This is a genomic window from Lentzea sp. NBC_00516 (assembly GCF_036346835.1).
Classification (GTDB): domain Bacteria; phylum Actinomycetota; class Actinomycetes; order Mycobacteriales; family Pseudonocardiaceae; genus Lentzea; species Lentzea sokolovensis.
On the sequence record NZ_CP107840.1, the window covers coordinates 7,038,166 to 7,057,423 of the forward strand.

Here is a 19,258-nt window from a genome sequence, read left to right on the forward strand (position 1 = left end):
AGTGCTCTCCGGGTCCTTCCAAGGCGTTCGACTATCGGACATCTTTGTTCAGTTGGCGGTACACGGCTAGCGTGTCAGCCGTGTCAAGCGCTGTCGAACTCCGTGCGCCCGGTCCGCGCGGTACTCCGCCCCTGCTCGCGAGGCTTGTGGACGATGCCGCGTTGTTCCCTCCGGGGAACGCGTCGATGCCCGACGCGGTGCGCGGTCACCTCGACGGACGCGTCGGCGAGTGGGCTGGCGTCATGGGCCTCTTCCTCTGTCCTGCCTCCCGTCTCGCCGAGCTGATCACCGAACTGATCAAGGTCAAGCCGGCCAAACCCATCGCTCTGAGCCTCGTGATCGACACCGGCCTCGGCGGCGTGCCGAAGGCCGTCTCGATCGTCGAGAGCCGAAGCGAGCTCCTGGCACTGCGCATGGTCGAGATGCCCGCACCGTCCGATGTGGACGAGGTGTGGCTCGAGCGCGTGTCCGAGTTCGTGCCCGAGGACGTCATCCGCGTCGTCGAACCCCGCCGCGGCGGTGCCGAATGGCTCGACGGCGTCCGCCGGGTCATCGAGCACGGCAGCTGGCCCAAGCTGCGTTGCGGTGGGCTCTCCCAGGAGAACTTCCCCAGCGTCGAAGAGGTCGGCGACTTCCTGTCCGTCGTCAGCGGTGGCGGCGTCGCGTTCAAGGCGACGGCGGGCCTGCACAAGGCCGTCCGCCACACCGACGAGCAGGGCTTCACCCACCACGGCTTCCTGAACCTCCTCGTGGCCACCGCGCGCTCCCTGAGCGGCCGCGACGTCCGCGAGGCGCTGGCGAGCACCGACGCCGAGGCGCTCACCGCCGAGGCCAAGGCGCTCAGCGACCAGGCGGCCCATGCCGTGCGCGGCGTGTTCGCGAGCTACGGCTCGTGCTCGCTCTCCGAACCCGTCACCGACCTCGAGGGGCTTGGACTTCTGTGAGCTGGATCAGCGACCCGAACTTCTCCGAGGACCAGCCGTTCGGACCGCAGACCCTGCCCTACGGCGTCGTCGACGGGGGCGTGGCCGTCCGCGTCGGCGACCGCGCGTTGCTCCTGAAGAGCCTCGCGCTGGGCAAGTGCAGCGAGTTCGTCCAGGGCGACTCGCTGGACCCGCTGCTGGCGGCAGGACGCCCGATCTGGAGCGTGCTGCGCGCCAAGCTCAGGGAGATCGTCCGGGCGAGCTCCGCCCCCAAGGGCGCGGAGCTCGTCGGGATCGAGACCGCGAAGCTGCCGTTCACCGTCGGCGACTACGTGGACTTCTACTCGAGCAGGCACCACGCCGAGAACGTCGGGAAGATGTTCCGCCCCGACGGCGACGCGCTCACGCCGAACTGGACGCACCTCCCGATCGGCTACCACGGCCGCGCGGGCACGGTGTACGTCTCGGGCACGGAGATCGTCCGCCCGAACGGCCAGAAGCGCGGCAGTGAGGGCCCGAAGTTCGGTCCCTCCGAGCGTCTCGACATCGAGGCCGAGGTCGGCTTCGTCTGTGGCGGACCGCAGGCGGCCAGGGTGTCCACGAGCAGGGCCGCCGAGCACGTCTTCGGCGTCGCGCTGGTCAACGACTGGTCGGCGCGCGACATCCAGGCCTGGGAGTACCAACCGCTCGGCCCGTTCCTGGCCAAGTCGTTCGCCACGTCGATCGGCGCGTGGATCACGCCGCTGGAGGCGTTCTCAGTTGCACGCGTCCCGACGCCGCCGCTGCCGAACAAGCTGCACGACTACCTGACGTGCGACCAGCCGTGGGGCCTCGACATCACCATCACGGTGGAGCTGAACGACACCATCGTCGCGCGGCCTCCGTTCCGGGAGATGTCGTGGTCATTTGTGCAACAGCTGGCGCACATGACGGTCAACGGGGCTACGGTGCGCCCAGGTGATCTGTTCGCCTCTGGCACGGTCTCCGGACCGGAGAAGAACGAGCGCGGCTCGTTCCTCGAACTGAGCTGGGGCGGCAAGGAACCGTTCAAGCTCGACGACGGCTCCACGAGGTCCTTCCTGGAGGACGGCGACACGGTCAAGCTGACCGCCACCGCTCCCGGTGAGGGCGGCTCCGTGGTCGGTCTCGCCGAGGTGGTGGGAACAGTTCGGAGTGCGTGATGGTCGGAGCGACGAAGGAGAGCTCGCTGACCCTGGAAAGGGGTCTGGCGCTGCTCCAGGCGGTCGCTGAGGCGGAGTCCGAGGCACCGTCGATCTCGGAGCTCGCCACGGCCATCGGCGCGTCCAGGGCGGCCGTGTACCGGCTTCTCGTGCCCCTGCAGGCGCGCGGTCTCGTGCGCAGGGAGGGCTCGAAGGTCCGCCTCGGCCTCGGCGTGCTGCGCCTCGCCTCCAACGTCCTCCCCCAGCTGCGCATGGCGGCCAACCCGGCGCTGCGCGAGCTCGCCGAGAAGGTCGGCGCCACCGCGCACCTCACCGTCGCGGACGGCACCGAGGCCCAGGCCGTGGCCGTCGTCGAACCGTCGTGGACCGCTTTCCACGTGGCGTACCGGGTGGGTTCCCGCCACCCGGTGCACCGCGGGGCGGCCGGCAGGGCGATCTCCACGCCCAGCGAGATCTGGGTCGTCTCCGCGGGCGAGCTGCAGCCGAACGCTTTCGGCGTCGCGGCGCCTGTGCGCGGTGTGCCCGGCCTCAGGGCGTCCGTTGGCGTCGTGGCGCTGGAAAAGCTCGACGCGGACGTGGTCGGTCCTCACGTCGTGCGTGCGGCCGAAGAAGTGGCGGCAGCGCTCAAATGACCGAAGAGCGGCTACGGCGCTGGCGGTTGCTCCTGGGCCCCAGCGCGGAAGACGTGTCCGAACTGGGCGAGGACGACCAACGGCGTGATGGCGCGCTCACTGGTCTCTACGGCGGTGGCGGCGACAGGGGCGCGGGCCTCGGCGCCAGCTCCCCGCAGCTGCACCGCTGGCTCGGCGACGTCCGCAAGTACTTCCCCACCTCCGTCGTGCAGGTGATGCAACGGGACGCGGTCGAGAAGCTGGGTCTCAAGCAACTGCTGCTCGAACCTGAACTGCTCCAGTCGGTCGAGCCGGACGTGAACCTCGTCAGCACCCTGCTGCAGCTCTCCAGGGCCATCCCCGCCCGCACCCGTGACACCGCGAAAGCCGTGGTGCGCAAGGTGGTCGAGGACATCGAGAAGCGGCTGCAGGATCGGCTCGTCGAGGCCGTCAGAGGAGCCGTCGACAGGTCGCGGCGCACCAGAAGGCCGCAGCTGCAAGACGTCGACTGGGCGACGACGATCAAGGCGAACCTCAAGAACTACCAGCCGCAGCACAAGACCGTGATCGTCGAGGACCTGATCGGGCACCGCCGGCGCAGCAGGACCGCGGCGATGCGGGACGTGATCCTGCTCGTCGACCAGTCCGGTTCGATGGCGGAATCACTGGTGCACGCGGCGGTTCTGGGCTCGGCGCTCGCGAGCATCCGGTCGATCACGACGAAGCTCGTCGTCTTCGACACCGAGGTCGCCGACCTGACCGACCAGCTCAGCGACCCGGTCGACCTGCTGTTCAGCGCCCAACTCGGCGGCGGCACGGACATCAACCGCGCGGTCGCCTACGCGCAGACCCAGGTCCGCAGGCCCACCGACACGGTGGTCGTGATCATCAGCGACCTCTACGAGGGCGGGTCGGAGACCGAGTTGCAGCGCCGGGTCCGCGAACTGGTCGCGAGCGGCGTCACGGTCGTGAACCTGCTGGCGCTCAGTGATTCCGGCACGCCCGCCTACGACCACGAACTGGCCGCGAAGCTGCACGCCTTGGGCGCGCCCGCGTTCGCCTGCACGCCGGACAAGTTCCCCGAACTGCTGGCGGCCGCGCTGCGCAAGGACGACCTCACCCAGTGGGCCGAAAGCGAAGGCATCGCGACGGGCCGTTAGCGATCGATTACCCGGCCACGCGTGAGGAACGCGAGGCCGCGCGTCATCACGACGACGCGTCCTCGTTCGTCCGGGCCGGCGATCCAGACCCGGCCGGTGTGCCGCACCAGCACCCGCGCCCGTTCGGGAAGCTCCGGCAGTCGCAGGTTCTTCTCGGAGTCCTCGACCCGCAGGTACGCCTGCCGGCCGATGCGCCGTCCCGCCACGAAGTTCACCGACACCGGACGCCACGGGAACTTCTCGATCAGCTCGAGGGTGCCGCGCCGGGTGAGGAAGTGCCGCAGCCCCGGCGCGGCCAGTTCCAGCACCACCGGTACGGACAGCACGGTGAGCCAGATCCAGCCGATCACGAGCACGACGCCGAGCACGGCGAGGGCGAAGAAGATGTGGCCGATCGCGCGCCGGTCTGCCCGCGCGAGGCAGGTGTCGCTCCACGCCGTGGTCACGTGCACGTCCATTGACATTGCCATCTAGATGATCATCGAAACACGCGGGCGGTGATGAGCCGCGGAACTCCCCTGAATGTCACAACGGTGTTCCCCGCGGCGTCCGGCGGCACGAACCACACGCGGCGGTGCCGGGCGATCCGTCCGCGCAGCAGCGGACCCACTCTCAGGGTCAGCAACAGCGGTGGTGATCCCAGCACCACCAACCGGCCGCCCTCCCACTGGGCCTGCGCGAAGATCCACGGCTCCCCTTCCGGCAAACGCACCGGACGTCGTCGCGTGACCGTCCAGAGAACGGCCGCGGCGAAGAACAACAACACCAATGCCACCGGTGAGGACCAGGACCACACGAGCACCAGAACGAACTGGAGCGCGAAGGCCACACCGGCAACCACAGTCCACATCAGTGCACGGCGGCTCGCCCGGTCGGCACAGTGCCGGGTCCACCGATCGTCGAGCGCCGTCACCTCGGTGGACGGCTTGTTGGGCACGACCACGCGTCCACCGTACAGGTGACGCTTCCCATGACGCGGCAAGCTAAGTTAGGCTTGCCTAACCTTCGAGGAGGTGCAGCGGTGACCGACACCCAGACCAAGCGCCCGCCGGCGCCGCACGCCGCAGAGCGCGCCCGCACGATCGCGGCCCGGCACGGCTCCGCCGCACTGCTTCCTCAGTCCGGTTCCCGCACCAGCCCGTTGTTCCACCACGTGCACCCGTGCGGTTCCACGATCCTGTTGCTGTCCGACGAGCACCCACTGGTCGGGCAGTTGTGGCAGACCCCGCGGGCCGAGGTGACGGCGATGCTCGAGATCGCCGACCAGGCGCCGGTGCCGTTGCGCGAACCCGTCCGCGGCCTGCTGTGGCTCACCGGCTGGGTCACGGCGCTCGACGGCGAGGCGGCTCGCCAGGAGATCCTCGCGGTCGCCGACGTCCGCCCCGACCACCGGCTGCTCGACGCGGGCCACGGCGCCTCGGTGCTGCGGCTCACACCCGCGTCGATGGTGATCGCGGACGCCGAGGGCACGTCGTCGATCAGGCCGGAGCAGTTCGCGAGCGCGGCGCCGGACCCGTTCTGCGGCAACGAGGACCACTGGCTGCGACACCTGGAGGCCGCGCACAGCGACGTCGTGGACCAGCTCGCCCGCCATCTGCCGGAGGAGCTGCGGACCGGTCACGTCCGGCCGCTCGGGCTCGACCGGTTCGGGCTGCGACTGCGGGTCGAGACGGAGTGCGACGACCACGACGTGCGGATCGCGTTCTCCAAGCCGGTCAGCACTCCACAGGAACTCGCCGCCGAACTGCGGCGGTTGATGGGCTGCCCGTTCCTGTCCCAGAGATGATCCAGGACTGCAGGTAGCGTCTCGCTGGTGACCTTGATTCCCGCCGAAGAGAAGCGCGGTTACCAGCTCGAACTGCTGATCGTCTTCAGCATGACGCTCGGGCTGTCCGGCCTGCGCAGCCTCGTGCGGCTGATCGACAGCCTGCTGCAGCCGACGCCGCTCAACCAGCAGTCCGTCGCGATCAACGTCCCGCAGGCACGCGCCGACCTGCTGGACCTGGTGGCGCAGCTGCTCGGCGTGCTGCAGCTCGCCGCGTGGGGCGGTATCGGGCTGTACCTGTTGTGGCGCACGGGAATCAAGCTGCGCGTCATCGGGCTCGACGGCACCCGCAAGCTCGCGGACTCGCTGGGCGCGCTGGGTCTCGCCGCGATCATCGGCATCCCCGGACTGGGGCTCTACTTCGCAGCCTGGGCGCTCGGGCTGAACCTCGCCGTCCAGCCGTCCACTTTGGACAACCAGTGGTGGATGAGCGTGGCGCTGATCCTCGCCGCCGCCGGCAACGCGTGGGCGGAGGAGGTGCTCGTCGTCGGGTACCTGATCACGCGGTTGGAGCAGCTGGGCTGGCGGCAGTACACGGCGCTGTTCGCGGCGGCCGTGCTGCGTGGCTCGTACCACCTCTACCAGGGCTTCGGCGGGTTCGTCGGCAACGTGGTCATGGGCCTGGTTTTCGGCTTCTACTGGCAGCGCACGAAGCGGTTGTGGCCGTTGGTCATCGCCCACACCATCCTCGACGTGGTCGCGTTCATCGGCTACACAATGTTGCGCGGCAAAGTGAGCTGGTTGCCATAACGATTCCACGGTAGATTCCATAATTTACCGCCATTCGTTGCGATTTCGGGCTCTCCAGCGGCGATTTGTGCTGTTCAGGGTTACGCTCGTCCGGTGACTGCGCACACGATCGCTGAGACCGAAGCACTTCCGGACGCCGCGCCCCGCGTGGACAGCGAGGTCGGCCCATTGCGCACGGTGCTGCTGCACCGGCCGGGCAACGAGCTCAAGAGGCTCACCCCGCGCAACAACGACCAGCTGCTGTTCGACGGCGTGCCGTGGGTCGGCAGGGCCCAGGAGGAGCACGACGCGTTCGCCGCGACGCTGACCTCGAAGGGCGTCGAGGTCCTGCTGCTGGCCGACGTGCTGGTGCAGGCCCTGGAGGACAACCGCGCGCGCATCGCGGGCATCCACAGCGCCGTCAACGAGCGCCGCCTCGGCATCGACCTGGCCGACGCGCTGCGCAGCCACCTCACCTCGCTCGACGCGCCGCAGCTCGCCCAGGTCCTGATGACCGGCATGACGTTCGAGGAGATGCCGGCCGCCGAGGGCGCGTCGCTGGTGCGCAAGATGCACCTGCCGATCGACTTCGCCGTCGACCCGCTGCCCAACCTGCTCTTCACCCGCGACTCGTCCGTATGGGTCGGCGACCGCGTGGCCATCACGTCGCTCGCGCTGCCCGCCCGCGACCGCGAGACGACGCTGACCGACCTGATCTACGCCTACCACCCGCGGTTCCGCCGCACGGGCCGCGCGTACGGCGCGCACTCGGCACCGCTGGAAGGTGGCGACGTGCTGCTGCTCGCGCCGGGCGTGATCGCCATCGGCGTCGGCGAACGCACCACCCCGGCGGGCGCGGAGTCGTTCGCCCGCTCCGCTCTCGCGGACGGCCTCGCGCACACGGTGCTGGCGGTCCCGATCGAGCAGGAACGCGCCACCATGCACCTCGACACCGTCTGCACGATGGTCGACCGCGATGCCGTGGTGATGTACCCGGCGATCCGCCACACGCTGACGGCCTACCCGTTGCGCGCCGACGGCAACGGTGGCGTGCGGGTGGACGGCCCCGTGCCATTCCTGGAGGCGGCGGCCGAGGCGATGGGCATCGAACGGCTGCGGGTGATCGACACGGGCCTGGACATCGTCACCGCCGAGCGCGAGCAGTGGGACGACGGCAACAACACCCTCGCGGTGGCTCCCGGTCTCGTCGTGGCGTACGAGCGCAACGTCGAGACGAACGAGCGCCTTGAAGAGGCAGGCGTCGAGGTGCTGCGGATCGCCGGTTCCGAACTGGGTTCCGGCCGCGGCGGCCCCCGCTGCATGTCGTGCCCGATCGACCGCGCGCCATTGGTGTGATCGTTAGGAATGCCTAACCTTTGTTTGGATTACCTTTCCAAACAAAGGTTAGCTTTTCCTGGAATGCGGTTAGGCCTGTTTTGAGTTAACGTACTCCTCATGGCCTCGAACGTGAAGAAGATCCTGTCCAAGAAGTCGAAGTTCCACGAACTCCTGCAGGCTCAGGTCGGCAACGAGTTCTCCGCTTCGCAGCAGTACATCGCACTCGCCGTGTGGTTCGACAACGAGGACCTGCCGCGCCTCGGGGCGCACTTCTACAAGCAGGCTCTCGAAGAGCGCAACCACGCGATGATGATCGTGCAGTTCCTCATGGACAACGACATCGCGGTCGCCATTCCCGGCATCGAGACGCCGTTCAGCGAGTTCAAGTCGCCGCGTGACCTCGTCGACCTGGCCCTGCGCCAGGAGCAGCAGGTCACCGACCAGATCGTGGGCCTCGCCAAGGCCGCCCGCGAGGAGGGCGACTACATCGGCGAGCAGTTCATGCAGTGGTTCCTGAAGGAGCAGGTCGAGGAGGTCTCCTCGATGAAGACGCTGCTCACGATCATGGACCGCGCGGACGGCAACATGTTCTACGTCGAGACGTTCCTGACCCGCGAGAGCGTGGGCGACGAGGGTTCCGACTCCGGCGCTCCGACCGCCGCGGGCGGCAAGCTCTGATTTTTTCTTCGCACGCTTGAGTGCCTGATCACAGGGCCGCCTCACCTATTCGGGTGAGGCGGCCCTTTCAGTTGTTGAGGCGCGCCGCCTGCCGGGTGAGGTATTCCCGCTCGGCGAGGTTCGACGCTTTCTCCGCCGCCTCGACGTAGAGTTTCGCGGCCGTCTGCGGACTGCCGTCGCGCTCGTGGAGGTAGGCCGCCACAGCCGAGTAGCGAGGCAGTGAGTCGTCCAGTTCCGCCAGCGCTTTCAGCCCGGCTCGCGGCCCGTCGGCCTCGCCCACCGCCACCGCGCGGTTGAGCCGGACGACGGGGCTGTTGGTCAGCTTGAGGAGTTCGTCGTACCACTCGACGATCTGCACCCAGTCGGTCTCCTCGGCCACGGGCGCGTCCGCGTGCAGCGCCGCGATCGCCGCCTGCGCCTGGAACTCCCCCAGCCGGTCCTGCTCGAGCGCGGCCTGCAGGATCTCGACGCCCTCTGCGATCAGCTTCGTGTCCCACCTGCCCCGGTCCTGCGCGGCGAGCGGCACCAGGCCGCCGTTGCTCGCCGTCCGGGACGCGCGGCGGGCGTGGTGCAGGAGCATGAGCGCGAGCAGCCCCGCGACCTCGGGGTGGTCGATCACGGCCGCGAGCTGACGGGTGAGCCGGATGGCCTCGGCGGCCAGGTCGACGTCACCGGAGTAGCCCTCGTTGAAGACGAGGTAGAGCACCCGCAGCGCGGTGGCGACGTCGCCGCGCTGGTCGAACCGCACGTCGCCGACCGTCTTCTTGGCCCGGCTGATGCGCTGGGCCATCGTGGCCTCCGGCACCAGGTAGGCCTGGGCGATCTGACGAGTGGTCAGTCCGCCGACGGCCCTGAGCGTGAGCGCGACGGCCGACGACGGCGTGAGCGACGGGTGCGCGCACAGGAAGTAGAGCTGCAACGTGTCGTCGGTGCCCGACGCCGGGCCCTGCTCCGGTTCCGCGTCGATCGCGTCCTCACGCCTACGCCGCGCCGTCGCCGCTCTCGTCGCGTCGAGGAACTTGCGCCAGGCCGCCGTGACCAGCCAGCCCAACGGATCCCGCGGCGGATCCTCCGGCCACACGCGGACGGCCTCGACCAGCGCGTCCTGCACGGCGTCCTCGGCCGCCGCGAAGTCGGCTCCGCGGCGGACGAGGACACCGAGCACCGCCGGCATGAGACTCCTGAGCAGTGCCTCGTCCACCTGTCACTCCGTGATCGTCGGCGCGTGGCCGTAGAACGGGCGGATCTCCAGCCACTCGTGGATCGGCTTGCCGTCCTTGCCCGGCGCCGCCGACAGCTCCGCCGCGAGTTCGAGCGCGCGCTCGTAGCTGTCGGTGTCGATGATCATCCAGCCCGCGATGAGGTCCTTCGTCTCCGCGAACGGCCCGTCGGTGACCGGCGGCCGGCCCTCGCCGTCGTACCGGACCCAGGTGCCCTCCTGCGCGAGCGCCCGCTCGTCGACGAACTCGCCGGTGGTCCTGAGCCGGTCCGCGAAGTCGTTCATGTACTTCACGTGCGCGGTGATCTCGTCCTGCGTCCACTGGTCCATCGGCACGTCGTTCACCGCGGCAGGCGCACCGCGGTAGTGCTTGAGCAGCAGGTACTTCGCCATCTCGGATGTCTCCCTCAGTCCTGTTGCGACCTATCCTGGTCACTTCCACCGCGGGGACGGAGCCGAAACGCGGATCTCGACATCACCGGCCGAAGATCTTTCGACTAGCTGTGGCAGTCCTGGCCGTTGATGTTGAGCACGGCCGTGGTGACCATGCCCTTGCCCACCAGGAAGTGGAAGTAGGCGTTCGAGTTGCCGTCGGCGGTGGCGGTGTAGGAGCTGCCGATGGAGGGCTTCAGGTTGGTGTATTCGACCTTCAGCTTCTCTTCCGTCGCGCCGGAGCCGATGCCGTCGGACGACATGTCCGCGGTGAAGAAGATCGACGAGACGCCCTTCGCCTTGGAGACGTAGGCCCGTCCACCCGTGCCGATGATGTCGTGGAACGTGCAGAACGTGTCCGGCTCGCCGGAGATGTTGGGGCCGATGAGCTTGGCGTCCTGTGCCTGCTGGAGCGTCATGCCGAGCTTCAGGCCGCCGTAGCCGAACGAACCGATCACCGGCTTGGCCGGTGGCGGCGGCGGGTTGGTCACCGTCTGCGTCACGACGGTGGTGACCACCGTGGTCGGCGGCGTCGCGCTGGACGGCGCGGAACTGGACGTGGCGGTGGTGTCCGGCGCGGGCGTCGGCGTGGACGTGCACGCGGACAGACCGAGAGCGGCGGCGATTGCGACGAGAACGATGGAACGATTCATTTTGATTTTCCCCCCAGGAAATTTTGTGTGCGGGTACCGTGCCCGCCCCACCCCCAGCGGGGCGGGCACGGTGGCTTCGCGAGAATCAGAGGTGGGCCATCGCGCAGTCGTTGCCGCGCGCGTACAGCTGGATGAGCGTGACTTTGTCGGCGTCGGCGAAGTGGTCGGACTGAGAGCTGCCGATGAACGCGTAGGAGGCGTTTCCGTCGATCTGCGCCGACCATCCCGCGCGCCATTCAGAGGCGGCCTGATACGCGTCCTTGACCTCGGCGAAGGTTGAGCCGACACCGATTCCCCTGGAAGTCTTCGCGTCGGCGGGCAACGTGATCCGGACGACGCCGTACTTCTTGGAGATCGCGACCTTGTCGTCGCTCATGCAGACACCGTCACCGGGGATGTCCCAGGACAGCTGGGTCGGGCGGGCCGCTTTCAGCTCCTCGAGCGTCATGCCCAGCTTGACGGCGCCGTAGCCCAGCCGGGTGTCGGCCTTGACCAGGGCCTCGGGCGCGGGCGGGTTGGTCACCGTCGCGGTCACGACCTCCGTGACCACCGCGGGCGGCGTGGCGGACGGCAGTTCGGTGGCGGGCGCGGAGTTCTGCTTCGGCACGGAAGTGGACGTGCACGCGGCAATTCCGGAAACGGCCACGGCAACGAAGAATGCAAGCTTGACAGACTTGTTCATTTCGATTTCCCCCATTGGCAACGAACCCCCATGCCCTTTCGGACAACCAGTAAGACGCCACCCGAGAAGTGAGGTTGCACAGTTCCGAGTCACGAAGAGATCACAGCGAAGTCACCCGGAAACGGGTACGCCGAAGCCCCGCCGCACCCCCAATGAGCGGCGGGACTTCAACAAGATCGAATTGTCAGACGGCCGCGCAGTCGTTCGCATTCAGCCGCATGAACACAGTGGTCACCGTGGCGCCGTCACTCTCGAAGATGTACGACCACGCCGGTGTCGCGTTCATTGACACCACCACGTTCGAACCGCTTTGCGTGGCATTCGCATAAGCGGCCTTGACGTCGGTGACCTTCGAGCCGACGCCGACGTTCTTGGGCGTCTTGGCGAAGCTGGCCAGCGTGATCCGCGCGATTCCCCGCGCCGGCGAGATGATCACGGCGTTGCTGTCGGGCACCGACTTCGTCGCGTACGCCCTGCACCTGTTCTCGGGATCGGCCGGGGTGCTCGGTTCGACCAGCGAGCCGGTCGCGAGCGCGTCGCCCTCGGACATTCCCAGCGAGAGCGATCCGTACCGGCCGGGCTGCGCCTCCGGTGTGGGCGGCGGCGGAGGAGGATCCGACTTCTGGTCGCTCCTGCCGGGGGTGCTGGGGGTGTCGGGATTGGCGCCGTTGGAGTTCGGCGGCGGGTTGGTCGTCACGACCACCGTCGAGGTGAACGTGCTGACCGACGTCTGGGGCGTGGACGTCGAGCTGGTCGGGGTGGCCGTGGTCAGGTACGCGCTGACCGTGTCGTCCGATCTGCCCTTGCCCAGCTGGGCCAGCCCGGCACCGGCACCGACCAGGACCGCCACGGCGAACGCCCCGGTGATGGCGGCACGGCGGCGGCGAAGACGGGTGGCGCCGCGCACCACGGTCTCGACGGCGACAGGTGGGGAGTGCACGTCGAGCCGATCATCGCTGAAGAGCTTGCGCAGCTGATCGTCCAGTTCGTCCACCGGTCACTCCTTCCCCAAGCGTGTTCGCAGGCTCGCCATGGCCTTGCTGCTCTGGCTCTTCACCGTGCCGCACGAGATTCCGAGCGCCTTCGCGATCTCGGCCTCGGAGAGGTTCTCGTAGTAGCGCAGCACGACCACCGCACGCTGCCGTGGCGGCAGGTCGCGCAGTGCCTGCCAGAGCGGTTCGTTCTCGAGCCTGCTCAGTTCGGGCGCCACGGCTCCGCGGTCGGGGAAGTCGGCCACGAGGCTTTCCCGGCGACGTCTGCGCCAGATGCTGATGTGCGTGTTCGCCATCGCCCTGCGGACGTACGCGAGCGGGTCGTCACCCTTGCGCTGCACGGTGGCCCAGCGCGAACCGACCTTCTCCAGCACGGCCTGCACCAGGTCGGCCGAGTCGTGCGGATTTCCCGTCAGCGCGTGGCCGTAGCGCAGAAGTCCGGGCATGGACATGCGCACGAACTCCGCGAAGTCCCCCACGGCTTCCGCTCTTTCTCCGCCGCGTTCGGCGGCTGTCCCCAGCTGCAGCACCGCCGTCACGGCACACCCCCTCCCCCAAAGCAGCACACTGGCTTCGAGAGATCCACGCTCGGGCGCGTCGAACGGTTGCCGAACTAAATCACAAAGTGGCAACGGCTTCCGGCAGAACGAACGAACCGTCCCGCTCGCTGGGGAACTCGTGCACCTCGGTCACCGCGGCGACCGGGATCGGCCCGTAGACGTGCGGGAACCACAGCGGCGAGTCCGCCACCGCCTCCCACCGGACGGGCACGCCCAGCAGCCTCGGGTCGACGACGAGCAGCAGCAGCCCGCTCTGCCCGCGGAAGAACTTGCCGGCCGTCACGTGCACGACGCCCCGGTCGGAGCAGTGCACGAACTCCTCACCCTCGGCGGGCGGGATCGACCCGGCCGACTGGGCAGCAGCCCAGCCGGCCGTCGTGATGATGTGCAGCAGCACTTATCCACAGCTCCCTGTGCACAACTATGTGGACAACTTGGTGAACTACCGCAGGGTGATCTGGCGGCCACGCAGGCCGTCACGGGCGCGGCGCTCGGCGTCGCTCAGCGGCTCGTCGATGGCCAGGGCCTCCAGCAAGCGCTTGCCCAGCGCCTCGGCCGGGTCGGCCCACTCGCGGGCGTGCATCTCGCGGTCGAGGTCCCAGACCGGCACGAGCAGGCCGTGCGCGCGGAACGAACCGGCGTAGCGCGAGCCCTCACCGAGGTCGAGCTCACCGCGGGCGGCCAGGCGGGCCATCGCGGGCAGCAACTTCTCCTCGGGCTCCGGGCGGACCCAGCGCAGGTGCGCCTTGTCGCCCGCGTCGACCCAGTAGGCGGCCTTCACGCCGGGAGCGTCGAGGCGCTCGGTCGGCAGGATCGCCGCGTTCGCCCGCTCCAGGGACAGCGCCACCTCACCCGTCGGCTCGGTGCCCTCGGGCATCCACCAGATGAAGTCGGTGTGCAGCACCGGCGTGATGTCGGCGTCCGGGTCGAGCAGGTCCTGCAGACGGCCGGGGTCGTCCCCGTTGTCCGGACCGACGACCGGCAGCACGTCACCGGTCTTCGCCTGCTGCGCCCACTGCAGCGCACGCCCCAGGTCACGACTGATGTCGCCGGAGCGCGTCTGCACCTGCAGGCCCACGAACGGCACGTCGTCGCCGCGGATCAGGCCGGCGGCGGCCATCGGCAGCACGGTGGCGAGGGTGACCTCGCGGCCGTCCTTGACCGGCAGTTTCACGATCGCCGACGGCACGAACTCGCGCAGCGCGATCAGCTCGCACTCGGCGGCGAGGCCCTCGAACGGCCGCGACACGATGACGTCCGTCGCGCCGCCGGGTGCGCCGTGGCAGGCCTTGTAGCGCTTGCCGGACCCGCACGGGCAGGGCTGCTTCGGGTTGATCCCGTCCTTCGGTGCGTCCTTGACCGCGGTCCGCTTGGCCACCTTGGCCCTCCTCGTGCTCAGGCTTGTCTAGGTCGCCAAATTAGCCGTCAGCAGGCGGCGGGTGTTCGCCGGGGCATTGGTCGCGAGGTAGCGGACCCCCAGGTCACGGCACAGCGCGACGTCCTCGGCGTTGTCCACCGTCCACACGTAGGTCTCGTGACCGGCGCGCCTCGCCCGATCGACGTAGCCGGGGTCGTTGCGCAGCAGGTGCAGGCCGGGCCCGGTGTAGTCGGCGAACGACGGCAGCGCACCATCGCGGTACCGGCCGAGCCGGTCGAGCAGCAGCACCGTCCGGACGTCCGGCGCCTGCTCGCGGAACGCCCTCACGGCGGTCGGCGAGAACGACATCATGACGATCTGGGCGCCGAGCCCGTGCTTCTTCAACGCCTCGGCGAGCTTGCGTTCGACCTCGTTGCGGTACCGGACCGGGTGCTTGGTCTCGACGAAGAGCTGCACGTTCTTGCCCTTGACCAGCTCCAGCAGCTCGTCCAGCACCAGCAGCCCGGCCGGCTGGCCGTGGCGGTGCCAGCTGCCGTAGTCGAACTTCCGCAGCTCTTCGAGCGAGAGCGCGCTGACCGTGCCACGGCCGTTCGACGTGCGGGCGAGCGTGCGGTCGTGCACACACACGAGCTCGCCGTCCTTCGACAGGCGGATGTCGCACTCAAGGCCGTCAGCGCCCTCTTTGAGCGCGAGCTCGTAGGCACCGATGGTGTGCTCGGGACGGTCAGTGGACGCGCCACGGTGCGCGACGATCGCTGGCTGCTGCACAAGACCAAACGATAGTGCTGTGGCCGCCGACCTTCACCGCGCCTTCCGGCGCTCAGCAGGGCGCCTCGCGGCACCGGCCCCGCGCCCCCATATGCCCGATATGAGGACGCGGGGCCGGCACCACGATGCACCCGTCTGCCCGTCGGAAGGCGGGGCAAAGGCCGACGGCCACAGCACTAGTTCCTGCGCAACAATTTGACTCATCAATCAAATGGGCGTGGACGAAACGCCGATCGCGACTTACCGTCCCGCCTTGTGACGTTCGACCAGCGTGATCCCGAGTTCATCGCCGACCCGTACCCGGCCTTCGCCGCCCTGCGCGAGGCCGGTGAGGTGCATCACCACGAGCAGATGGACGTCGCCGTCGCGGTCTCGCACGCAGCCTGTTCCGCCGTGCTGCGGCACCGCTCGTTCGGGCGAATCTGGTCGGACGTGAAGCCGGTCGAGCAGTTCATGTCCTTCAACCTCCTGCACCGCAACTCGCTGCTCGAGAACGAGCCGCCCACGCACACCCGCCTGCGCCGCCTGGTCGCCGCCGCGTTCGGCCGCGGTCACGTCGAGCGGCTGCGCCCGTGGGTCGCGGACCTGGCCGACCGGCTCGTCGACGAACTGGCCGTGAAGATCAAGGACCAGGGCCAGGCCGACCTGCTCGCCCACGTCGCCGCGCCCCTGCCGGTCGAGGTGATCGCGGAGCTGCTCGGCGTTCCGCAGCAGGACCGCTACCTGCTGCAGCCGTGGTCGAACGCCATCGTGAAGATGTACGAGTACGGCCTGCCCGCCGACCAGCAGGCACTGGCCGAACGCGCCTCCACCGAGTTCGTCGCCTACCTGCGTGAGCTGATCGCGTTGCGCCGCAAGACCCCTGGCGCCGATCTCGTCTCCGACCTGGTCGCCGTCACCGACACGGACGGCGCCAGGCTCACCGAGGACGAACTCGTCGCCACCGCCGTGCTCCTGCTGATGGCGGGCCACGAGGCCACGGTCAACGTCATCGGCAACGGCGTCTACGCCCTGATGCAGCACCGCTCGCAGTGGGAGCGGCTCAGCCCCGAACTGATGCCCACGGCCGTAGAGGAGCTCATCCGCTACGACTCGCCGTTGCAGCTCTTCGAACGCACGGCCACCGAACGCGTGGAGATCGCCGGCCACGTCATCGAACCCGGTGAGAAGATCGCCGCCCTGCTCGGCGCGGCCGCCCGCGACCCGCTGGTCTTCGAGAACCCGGACGTCCTCGACATCGGTCGCGAGAAGAACCAGCACCTCGGGTTCGGCATGGGCATCCACTACTGCCTGGGCGCTCCGCTGGCCCGCATCGAGGTGGAGGCGGCGCTGTCCTCGTTGCACCGCAAGCTTCCCGGCGCGGTTCTGGCCGAGGAACCCGACCGCCGCGCGGAGTTCGTGATCCGCGGCCTGCACTCGCTGCCGCTGGGCGCGGGGTGAGCGACGAGGCGGAACTGATGCGCCGTGCCTATGCGGCACAGGCGATCCTCACCGGAACGCCGCTGGGCGACGAGTCGCTGGCGGCGGACCGGGCGTTGCAGGAACTGACCAGGGACCGCGACTGGGAGGTGAGCCAGGCGCGGCTGCTCGCGTGGCAGCAGTGGGAGAAGAACGGTCCCGGCCAGCCGCGGGTCTGGCTGGGACGGTGGCAGCGCTGGATGGCCTGGGACATGGCGCGATCGGAGTTCTTCCGAATCGCCGACGACGCCGCGAAGCTGCGCTACCACGAGAACTACCTGCGGCAGCACGGAAAGGACTTCGAGGAACTGGTCCGCGCCGCGACGGAGAAGTCCGACCGGCTGAAGGAGGACCGGGCCGCGGAGATCTCCGCCGCCCAGCAGGAGATCACCGCGGTCGTCCTGGCCCTGCACCACGAACTGCGTTGGGCCCCAGAGCGAATCGTGCGGCGGATGGGACTGACCTCGACAGAGGTCAGGTCGTTGCTGGGTCTGCCTCAGCTCCCGCGCCGCCCGCACGGCTGACTAGTGGTGTGGCTCGGAACGTTGCCGGGGGAATTCGCGGTCAGACGGGTGCATCGTGGTGCCGCCCCCACGTCCTCATACTGGACGTATGGGGGCGTGGGGGCGGTGCCGCGAGGCGCCCTGCTGAGCGTGGATTACCTCGCCAACGTTCCGAGTCGCGCCACTAGCGGCGGTACTTGCGCGGCAACGGGAAACCCCGCTCCTGCATGACCTTCCGCAGCCGGTCCGGGTAGTCGGTGATGATGCCGTCCACGCCGTCGTCGATCAGCTTGTGCATGGTGGCCGGGTCGTTGGTCGTCCACGGGATCACCTCGAGCCCCTGCCGATGCGCGTCCTGGACCAACGCCTTGGTCGTGAACGGCACGTAGTCCGGGTCGCCGACCTTGCCGCCCTGCGGGTTGCCGTGCACCGGCGACAGCGCCGCCGCACCGAAGCTCTTCGCCATCTTCGCGACGCTGCCGCCGAAGTCGGCGAGTTCGAGGCCACCCGTCCACGGCGAACCCGGCCGCAGCATCTCCGGCTGGGTCAGCGCCACCAACGGGATGCGGGGCTCGACCTCGCGCAGCCGCATCAACGTGCCCCAGTCGAAGGACTGGACGGTCACGTTCGGCAGGAAGCCCGAGCGGCGGATCTCCCGGACGGCGCGCTGCACGAACTGCTCGCGCGGCGCGGTCTCGTGCGGGGCGGCGGCCTCGACCTTGGTCTCGATGTTGAAGCGGATGCCCCACGCGCGGTGCTTGCGCGCGAGGTCGAACAACTCGTCCAGGGTGGGCATGCGGGCGCCCGGCGAGAGTTCCTGGTCGGGGTACTGCGACCACCTCGTGCTGCCGCAGTCCAACGTCCGCACCTGCGCGAACGTCAGGTCCTTCACGTACTTGCCCGCGTAGGGGAACTCGGGGTCGCCGGGGAACGCCGGTTTCGTGTCCAGGCACTTCTCCGGGTTCGTCCTGCGGTCGTGGGTGATGACCTCACGGCCGTCCTTGGTGATCTGGATGTCGAGTTCCAGGGTCGTCACGCCGAGTTCGAGCGCCTTGCCGAACGCCTTGAGCGTGCTCTCCACGGTCAGGCCGATGCCGCCGCGGTGTGCCTGGAGGTCGAAGTCCCGGTGGTGCGCCTGGGCGGCGCCAGGGGTGGCCATTGCGATCACCAGAGCCCCGATGAGTGTCCGCATTCACCCAACCTGGCACGCCCGCGAGTACGCCGGCAGGTCCAGCAGGGCGAACGTCGGTTGAACAGGGATCAGCGGGGAGAGCCGGACGCGCGGACCGACCGCAGCGGCGGTTCGGGCGCGTCCTTGACCTCGACGACCCGCATCAGCCGGACGGACGCGGCGTCCACCGGCAGCAGCAGCGTGGTGATCCGGCGGACGACCAGCGCCGTCGTCACCGCGACGCCGGCCAGCACGAGATCGGCGAGCGCGTGCAGCAGCACGCCGTCCGCGAGAGCCTGGGTGCTGTCCCGGAACGACCACAGGACCGCGATCACGAACAACAGCCCCGAACCGACCCAAAGGCCCCACCACCAGCGCAGGAGCTTCGACGGACGGGGTCGTTCGTCAGCCGGCCTGCGGGCCACGGCGTGTTCGAGCTCGGCCAGCACGGAACCGGGCACGACGAGGTTCACGCCGGGCACGACCAGCCCGATCAACGCGGCCCGATCCGAACGCGACGGCCCGTAGCCCACGAGCGACGCGGCGACGTTCCGCGCACGCCGCACCCACAGCAGCATGAGGATCAGCGACAACGCGCAGCCGGTGATCGCGATCGCCGAGGACGACACCACCAGGGCGTCCGACGTGGTGACCACGCCCGGCGACAACGCGCCGTACCGGCTCATCGCGACCAGCACGTAGCGCCAGATCTCGGAGCACGCGCCCCACAGGGCGACGAAGCCGAGCAGCCAGAGCGAGTTCTGCGCGGTGCGGCCCAGCCGGCGCACGCCGTCGACCGAGTCGGCCTGCTCGACCGTGCCGGGCACGGCCGTGGGCCAGCGCCACGCGAGCAGCGGGAAACCCCAGCGCGGCGGGACCGGGTAGTTCGGCGGACCGCCGTAGGACAGCCGCTGCGACCGGTTCTGCGGTTGCGGATAAGCGCCGGGTGGCGGAGTCGCCACCCAGTCCACGCGCATCGGCTGCAGCGGCTGCACGA

At 69.1% G+C, this 19,258-nt stretch carries 23 protein-coding genes; 10 read left to right on the forward strand and 13 right to left on the reverse strand.

The window, feature by feature from the left end:
• The first annotated feature begins 80 nt into the window (after positions 1-80).
• The 4 genes from OG205_RS32070 to OG205_RS32085 are packed head-to-tail and all read left to right on the forward strand — an operon-like array spanning position 81 to position 3,875.
• Positions 81-944, forward strand: coding sequence for a hypothetical protein (locus OG205_RS32070; protein ID WP_330271690.1), 864 nt, complete (start codon positions 81-83; stop codon positions 942-944).
• On the forward strand, positions 941-2,104 hold the full coding sequence (locus tag OG205_RS32075) for a fumarylacetoacetate hydrolase family protein (protein ID WP_330271691.1): 1,164 nt from the start codon (positions 941-943) through the stop codon (positions 2,102-2,104). Before OG205_RS32070 ends, OG205_RS32075 begins: the two co-directional genes overlap by 4 nt.
• Positions 2,104-2,736, forward strand: a complete 633-nt coding sequence (locus tag OG205_RS32080) for an IclR family transcriptional regulator (protein ID WP_093596136.1) — start codon at positions 2,104-2,106, stop codon at positions 2,734-2,736. The genes OG205_RS32075 and OG205_RS32080 overlap by 1 nt, the downstream gene beginning before the upstream one ends.
• Complete coding sequence (locus OG205_RS32085; protein ID WP_330271692.1) at positions 2,733-3,875, forward strand: VWA domain-containing protein; 1,143 nt, start codon at positions 2,733-2,735, stop codon at positions 3,873-3,875. The genes OG205_RS32080 and OG205_RS32085 overlap by 4 nt, the downstream gene beginning before the upstream one ends.
• Here OG205_RS32085 and OG205_RS32090 read toward each other — a convergent pair.
• Positions 3,872-4,345 carry a hypothetical protein gene (locus tag OG205_RS32090; protein WP_330271693.1) on the reverse strand — a complete coding sequence of 158 codons (474 nt, stop codon included), beginning with the start codon at positions 4,343-4,345 and terminating at the stop codon, positions 3,872-3,874. The two genes, OG205_RS32085 and OG205_RS32090, sit on opposite strands and share 4 nt — an antisense overlap.
• 8 nt (positions 4,346-4,353) lie before the next feature.
• Positions 4,354-4,818, reverse strand: a complete 465-nt coding sequence (locus OG205_RS32095; RefSeq protein ID WP_330271694.1) for a hypothetical protein — start codon at positions 4,816-4,818, stop codon at positions 4,354-4,356.
• A 27-nt stretch (positions 4,819-4,845) separates the two neighbouring features.
• On the opposite strand from OG205_RS32095, the gene OG205_RS32100 reads away from it, so the two are divergent.
• The 4 genes from OG205_RS32100 (at position 4,846) to OG205_RS32115 (ending at position 8,445) form a co-directional block, all read left to right on the forward strand.
• On the forward strand, positions 4,846-5,661 hold the full coding sequence (locus OG205_RS32100) for a DUF2470 domain-containing protein (RefSeq protein WP_442916607.1): 816 nt from the start codon (positions 4,846-4,848) through the stop codon (positions 5,659-5,661).
• Between the two features lie 90 nt (positions 5,662-5,751).
• On the forward strand, positions 5,752-6,450 hold the full coding sequence (locus tag OG205_RS32105) for a CPBP family intramembrane glutamic endopeptidase (RefSeq protein WP_330278273.1): 699 nt from the start codon (positions 5,752-5,754) through the stop codon (positions 6,448-6,450).
• A gap of 147 nt (positions 6,451-6,597) precedes the next feature.
• On the forward strand, positions 6,598-7,785 hold the full coding sequence (locus OG205_RS32110) for an arginine deiminase (RefSeq protein ID WP_330278274.1): 1,188 nt from the start codon (positions 6,598-6,600) through the stop codon (positions 7,783-7,785).
• Positions 7,786-7,884: 99 nt separating this feature from the next.
• On the forward strand, positions 7,885-8,445 hold the full coding sequence (locus OG205_RS32115) for a ferritin (protein WP_330271696.1): 561 nt from the start codon (positions 7,885-7,887) through the stop codon (positions 8,443-8,445).
• A 67-nt stretch (positions 8,446-8,512) separates the two neighbouring features.
• Here OG205_RS32115 and OG205_RS32120 read toward each other — a convergent pair whose 3' ends face one another.
• The 9 genes from OG205_RS32120 to OG205_RS32160 form a co-directional block, all read right to left on the reverse strand.
• Positions 8,513-9,646 (reverse strand): RNA polymerase sigma factor, encoded by a 1,134-nt coding sequence (locus OG205_RS32120; protein ID WP_330271697.1) that lies wholly within the window; start codon positions 9,644-9,646, stop codon positions 8,513-8,515.
• Between the two features lie 3 nt (positions 9,647-9,649).
• A complete protein-coding gene (locus OG205_RS32125; RefSeq protein WP_093594853.1) occupies positions 9,650-10,057 on the reverse strand; it encodes a YciI family protein in 408 nt (135 codons plus the stop codon).
• A gap of 104 nt (positions 10,058-10,161) precedes the next feature.
• Entirely contained in the window at positions 10,162-10,749 is a 588-nt protein-coding gene (locus tag OG205_RS32130) for a hypothetical protein (protein ID WP_330271698.1), read from the reverse strand.
• An 85-nt stretch (positions 10,750-10,834) separates the two neighbouring features.
• The gene (locus OG205_RS32135; RefSeq protein WP_330271699.1) at positions 10,835-11,395 is read right to left on the reverse strand and encodes a hypothetical protein; all 561 of its coding nucleotides are present in this window, start codon (positions 11,393-11,395) and stop codon (positions 10,835-10,837) included.
• A 220-nt stretch (positions 11,396-11,615) separates the two neighbouring features.
• Positions 11,616-12,425 carry a hypothetical protein gene (locus OG205_RS32140; protein ID WP_330271700.1) on the reverse strand — a complete coding sequence of 270 codons (810 nt, stop codon included), beginning with the start codon at positions 12,423-12,425 and terminating at the stop codon, positions 11,616-11,618.
• 3 nt (positions 12,426-12,428) lie between these two features.
• Positions 12,429-12,953, reverse strand: coding sequence for a SigE family RNA polymerase sigma factor (locus tag OG205_RS32145; protein WP_330278275.1), 525 nt, complete (start codon positions 12,951-12,953; stop codon positions 12,429-12,431).
• Between the two features lie 88 nt (positions 12,954-13,041).
• On the reverse strand, positions 13,042-13,380 hold the full coding sequence (locus OG205_RS32150) for a DUF952 domain-containing protein (RefSeq protein ID WP_330271701.1): 339 nt from the start codon (positions 13,378-13,380) through the stop codon (positions 13,042-13,044).
• Between the two features lie 45 nt (positions 13,381-13,425).
• Positions 13,426-14,361: a DUF5926 family protein gene (locus OG205_RS32155; protein WP_330271702.1), complete on the reverse strand. Its 936-nt coding sequence runs from the start codon at positions 14,359-14,361 to the stop codon at positions 13,426-13,428.
• 27 nt (positions 14,362-14,388) lie between these two features.
• Positions 14,389-15,129: a glycerophosphodiester phosphodiesterase gene (locus OG205_RS32160; RefSeq protein ID WP_330271703.1), complete on the reverse strand. Its 741-nt coding sequence runs from the start codon at positions 15,127-15,129 to the stop codon at positions 14,389-14,391.
• A 255-nt stretch (positions 15,130-15,384) separates the two neighbouring features.
• On the opposite strand from OG205_RS32160, the gene OG205_RS32165 reads away from it, so the two are divergent.
• Together OG205_RS32165 and OG205_RS32170 are read left to right on the forward strand one after the other, a co-directional pair.
• Positions 15,385-16,569 (forward strand): cytochrome P450, encoded by a 1,185-nt coding sequence (locus OG205_RS32165; RefSeq protein ID WP_330271704.1) that lies wholly within the window; start codon positions 15,385-15,387, stop codon positions 16,567-16,569.
• Positions 16,566-17,111: a hypothetical protein gene (locus OG205_RS32170; protein ID WP_330271705.1), complete on the forward strand. Its 546-nt coding sequence runs from the start codon at positions 16,566-16,568 to the stop codon at positions 17,109-17,111. Before OG205_RS32165 ends, OG205_RS32170 begins: the two co-directional genes overlap by 4 nt.
• 163 nt (positions 17,112-17,274) lie before the next feature.
• Here OG205_RS32170 and OG205_RS32175 read toward each other — a convergent pair whose 3' ends face one another.
• Both OG205_RS32175 and OG205_RS32180 read right to left on the reverse strand, forming a co-directional pair.
• Positions 17,275-18,282: a glycerophosphodiester phosphodiesterase gene (locus tag OG205_RS32175; RefSeq protein WP_330271706.1), complete on the reverse strand. Its 1,008-nt coding sequence runs from the start codon at positions 18,280-18,282 to the stop codon at positions 17,275-17,277.
• Between the two features lie 68 nt (positions 18,283-18,350).
• Positions 18,351-19,256: a DUF4328 domain-containing protein gene (locus OG205_RS32180; RefSeq protein WP_330271707.1), complete on the reverse strand. Its 906-nt coding sequence runs from the start codon at positions 19,254-19,256 to the stop codon at positions 18,351-18,353.
• Positions 19,257-19,258 lie beyond the last annotated feature (2 nt).

Excerpts from the sequence above, each read along its gene's own strand:
- OG205_RS32080 (WP_093596136.1), top strand. The coding sequence starts at position 2,104 with ATGGTCGGAGCGACGAAGGAGAGCTCGCTGACCCTGGAAAGGGGTCTG.
- OG205_RS32085 (WP_330271692.1), top strand. The coding sequence starts at position 2,733 with ATGACCGAAGAGCGGCTACGGCGCTGGCGGTTGCTCCTGGGCCCCAGC.
- OG205_RS32090 (WP_330271693.1), bottom strand. The coding sequence starts at position 4,345 with ATGGCAATGTCAATGGACGTGCACGTGACCACGGCGTGGAGCGACACC.
- OG205_RS32100 (WP_442916607.1), top strand. The coding sequence starts at position 4,846 with ATGACGCGGCAAGCTAAGTTAGGCTTGCCTAACCTTCGAGGAGGTGCA.
- OG205_RS32105 (WP_330278273.1), top strand. The coding sequence starts at position 5,752 with ATGACGCTCGGGCTGTCCGGCCTGCGCAGCCTCGTGCGGCTGATCGAC.
- OG205_RS32115 (WP_330271696.1), top strand. The coding sequence starts at position 7,885 with ATGGCCTCGAACGTGAAGAAGATCCTGTCCAAGAAGTCGAAGTTCCAC.
- OG205_RS32125 (WP_093594853.1), bottom strand. The coding sequence starts at position 10,057 with ATGGCGAAGTACCTGCTGCTCAAGCACTACCGCGGTGCGCCTGCCGCG.
- OG205_RS32130 (WP_330271698.1), bottom strand. The coding sequence starts at position 10,749 with ATGAATCGTTCCATCGTTCTCGTCGCAATCGCCGCCGCTCTCGGTCTG.
- OG205_RS32175 (WP_330271706.1), bottom strand. The coding sequence starts at position 18,282 with ATGCGGACACTCATCGGGGCTCTGGTGATCGCAATGGCCACCCCTGGC.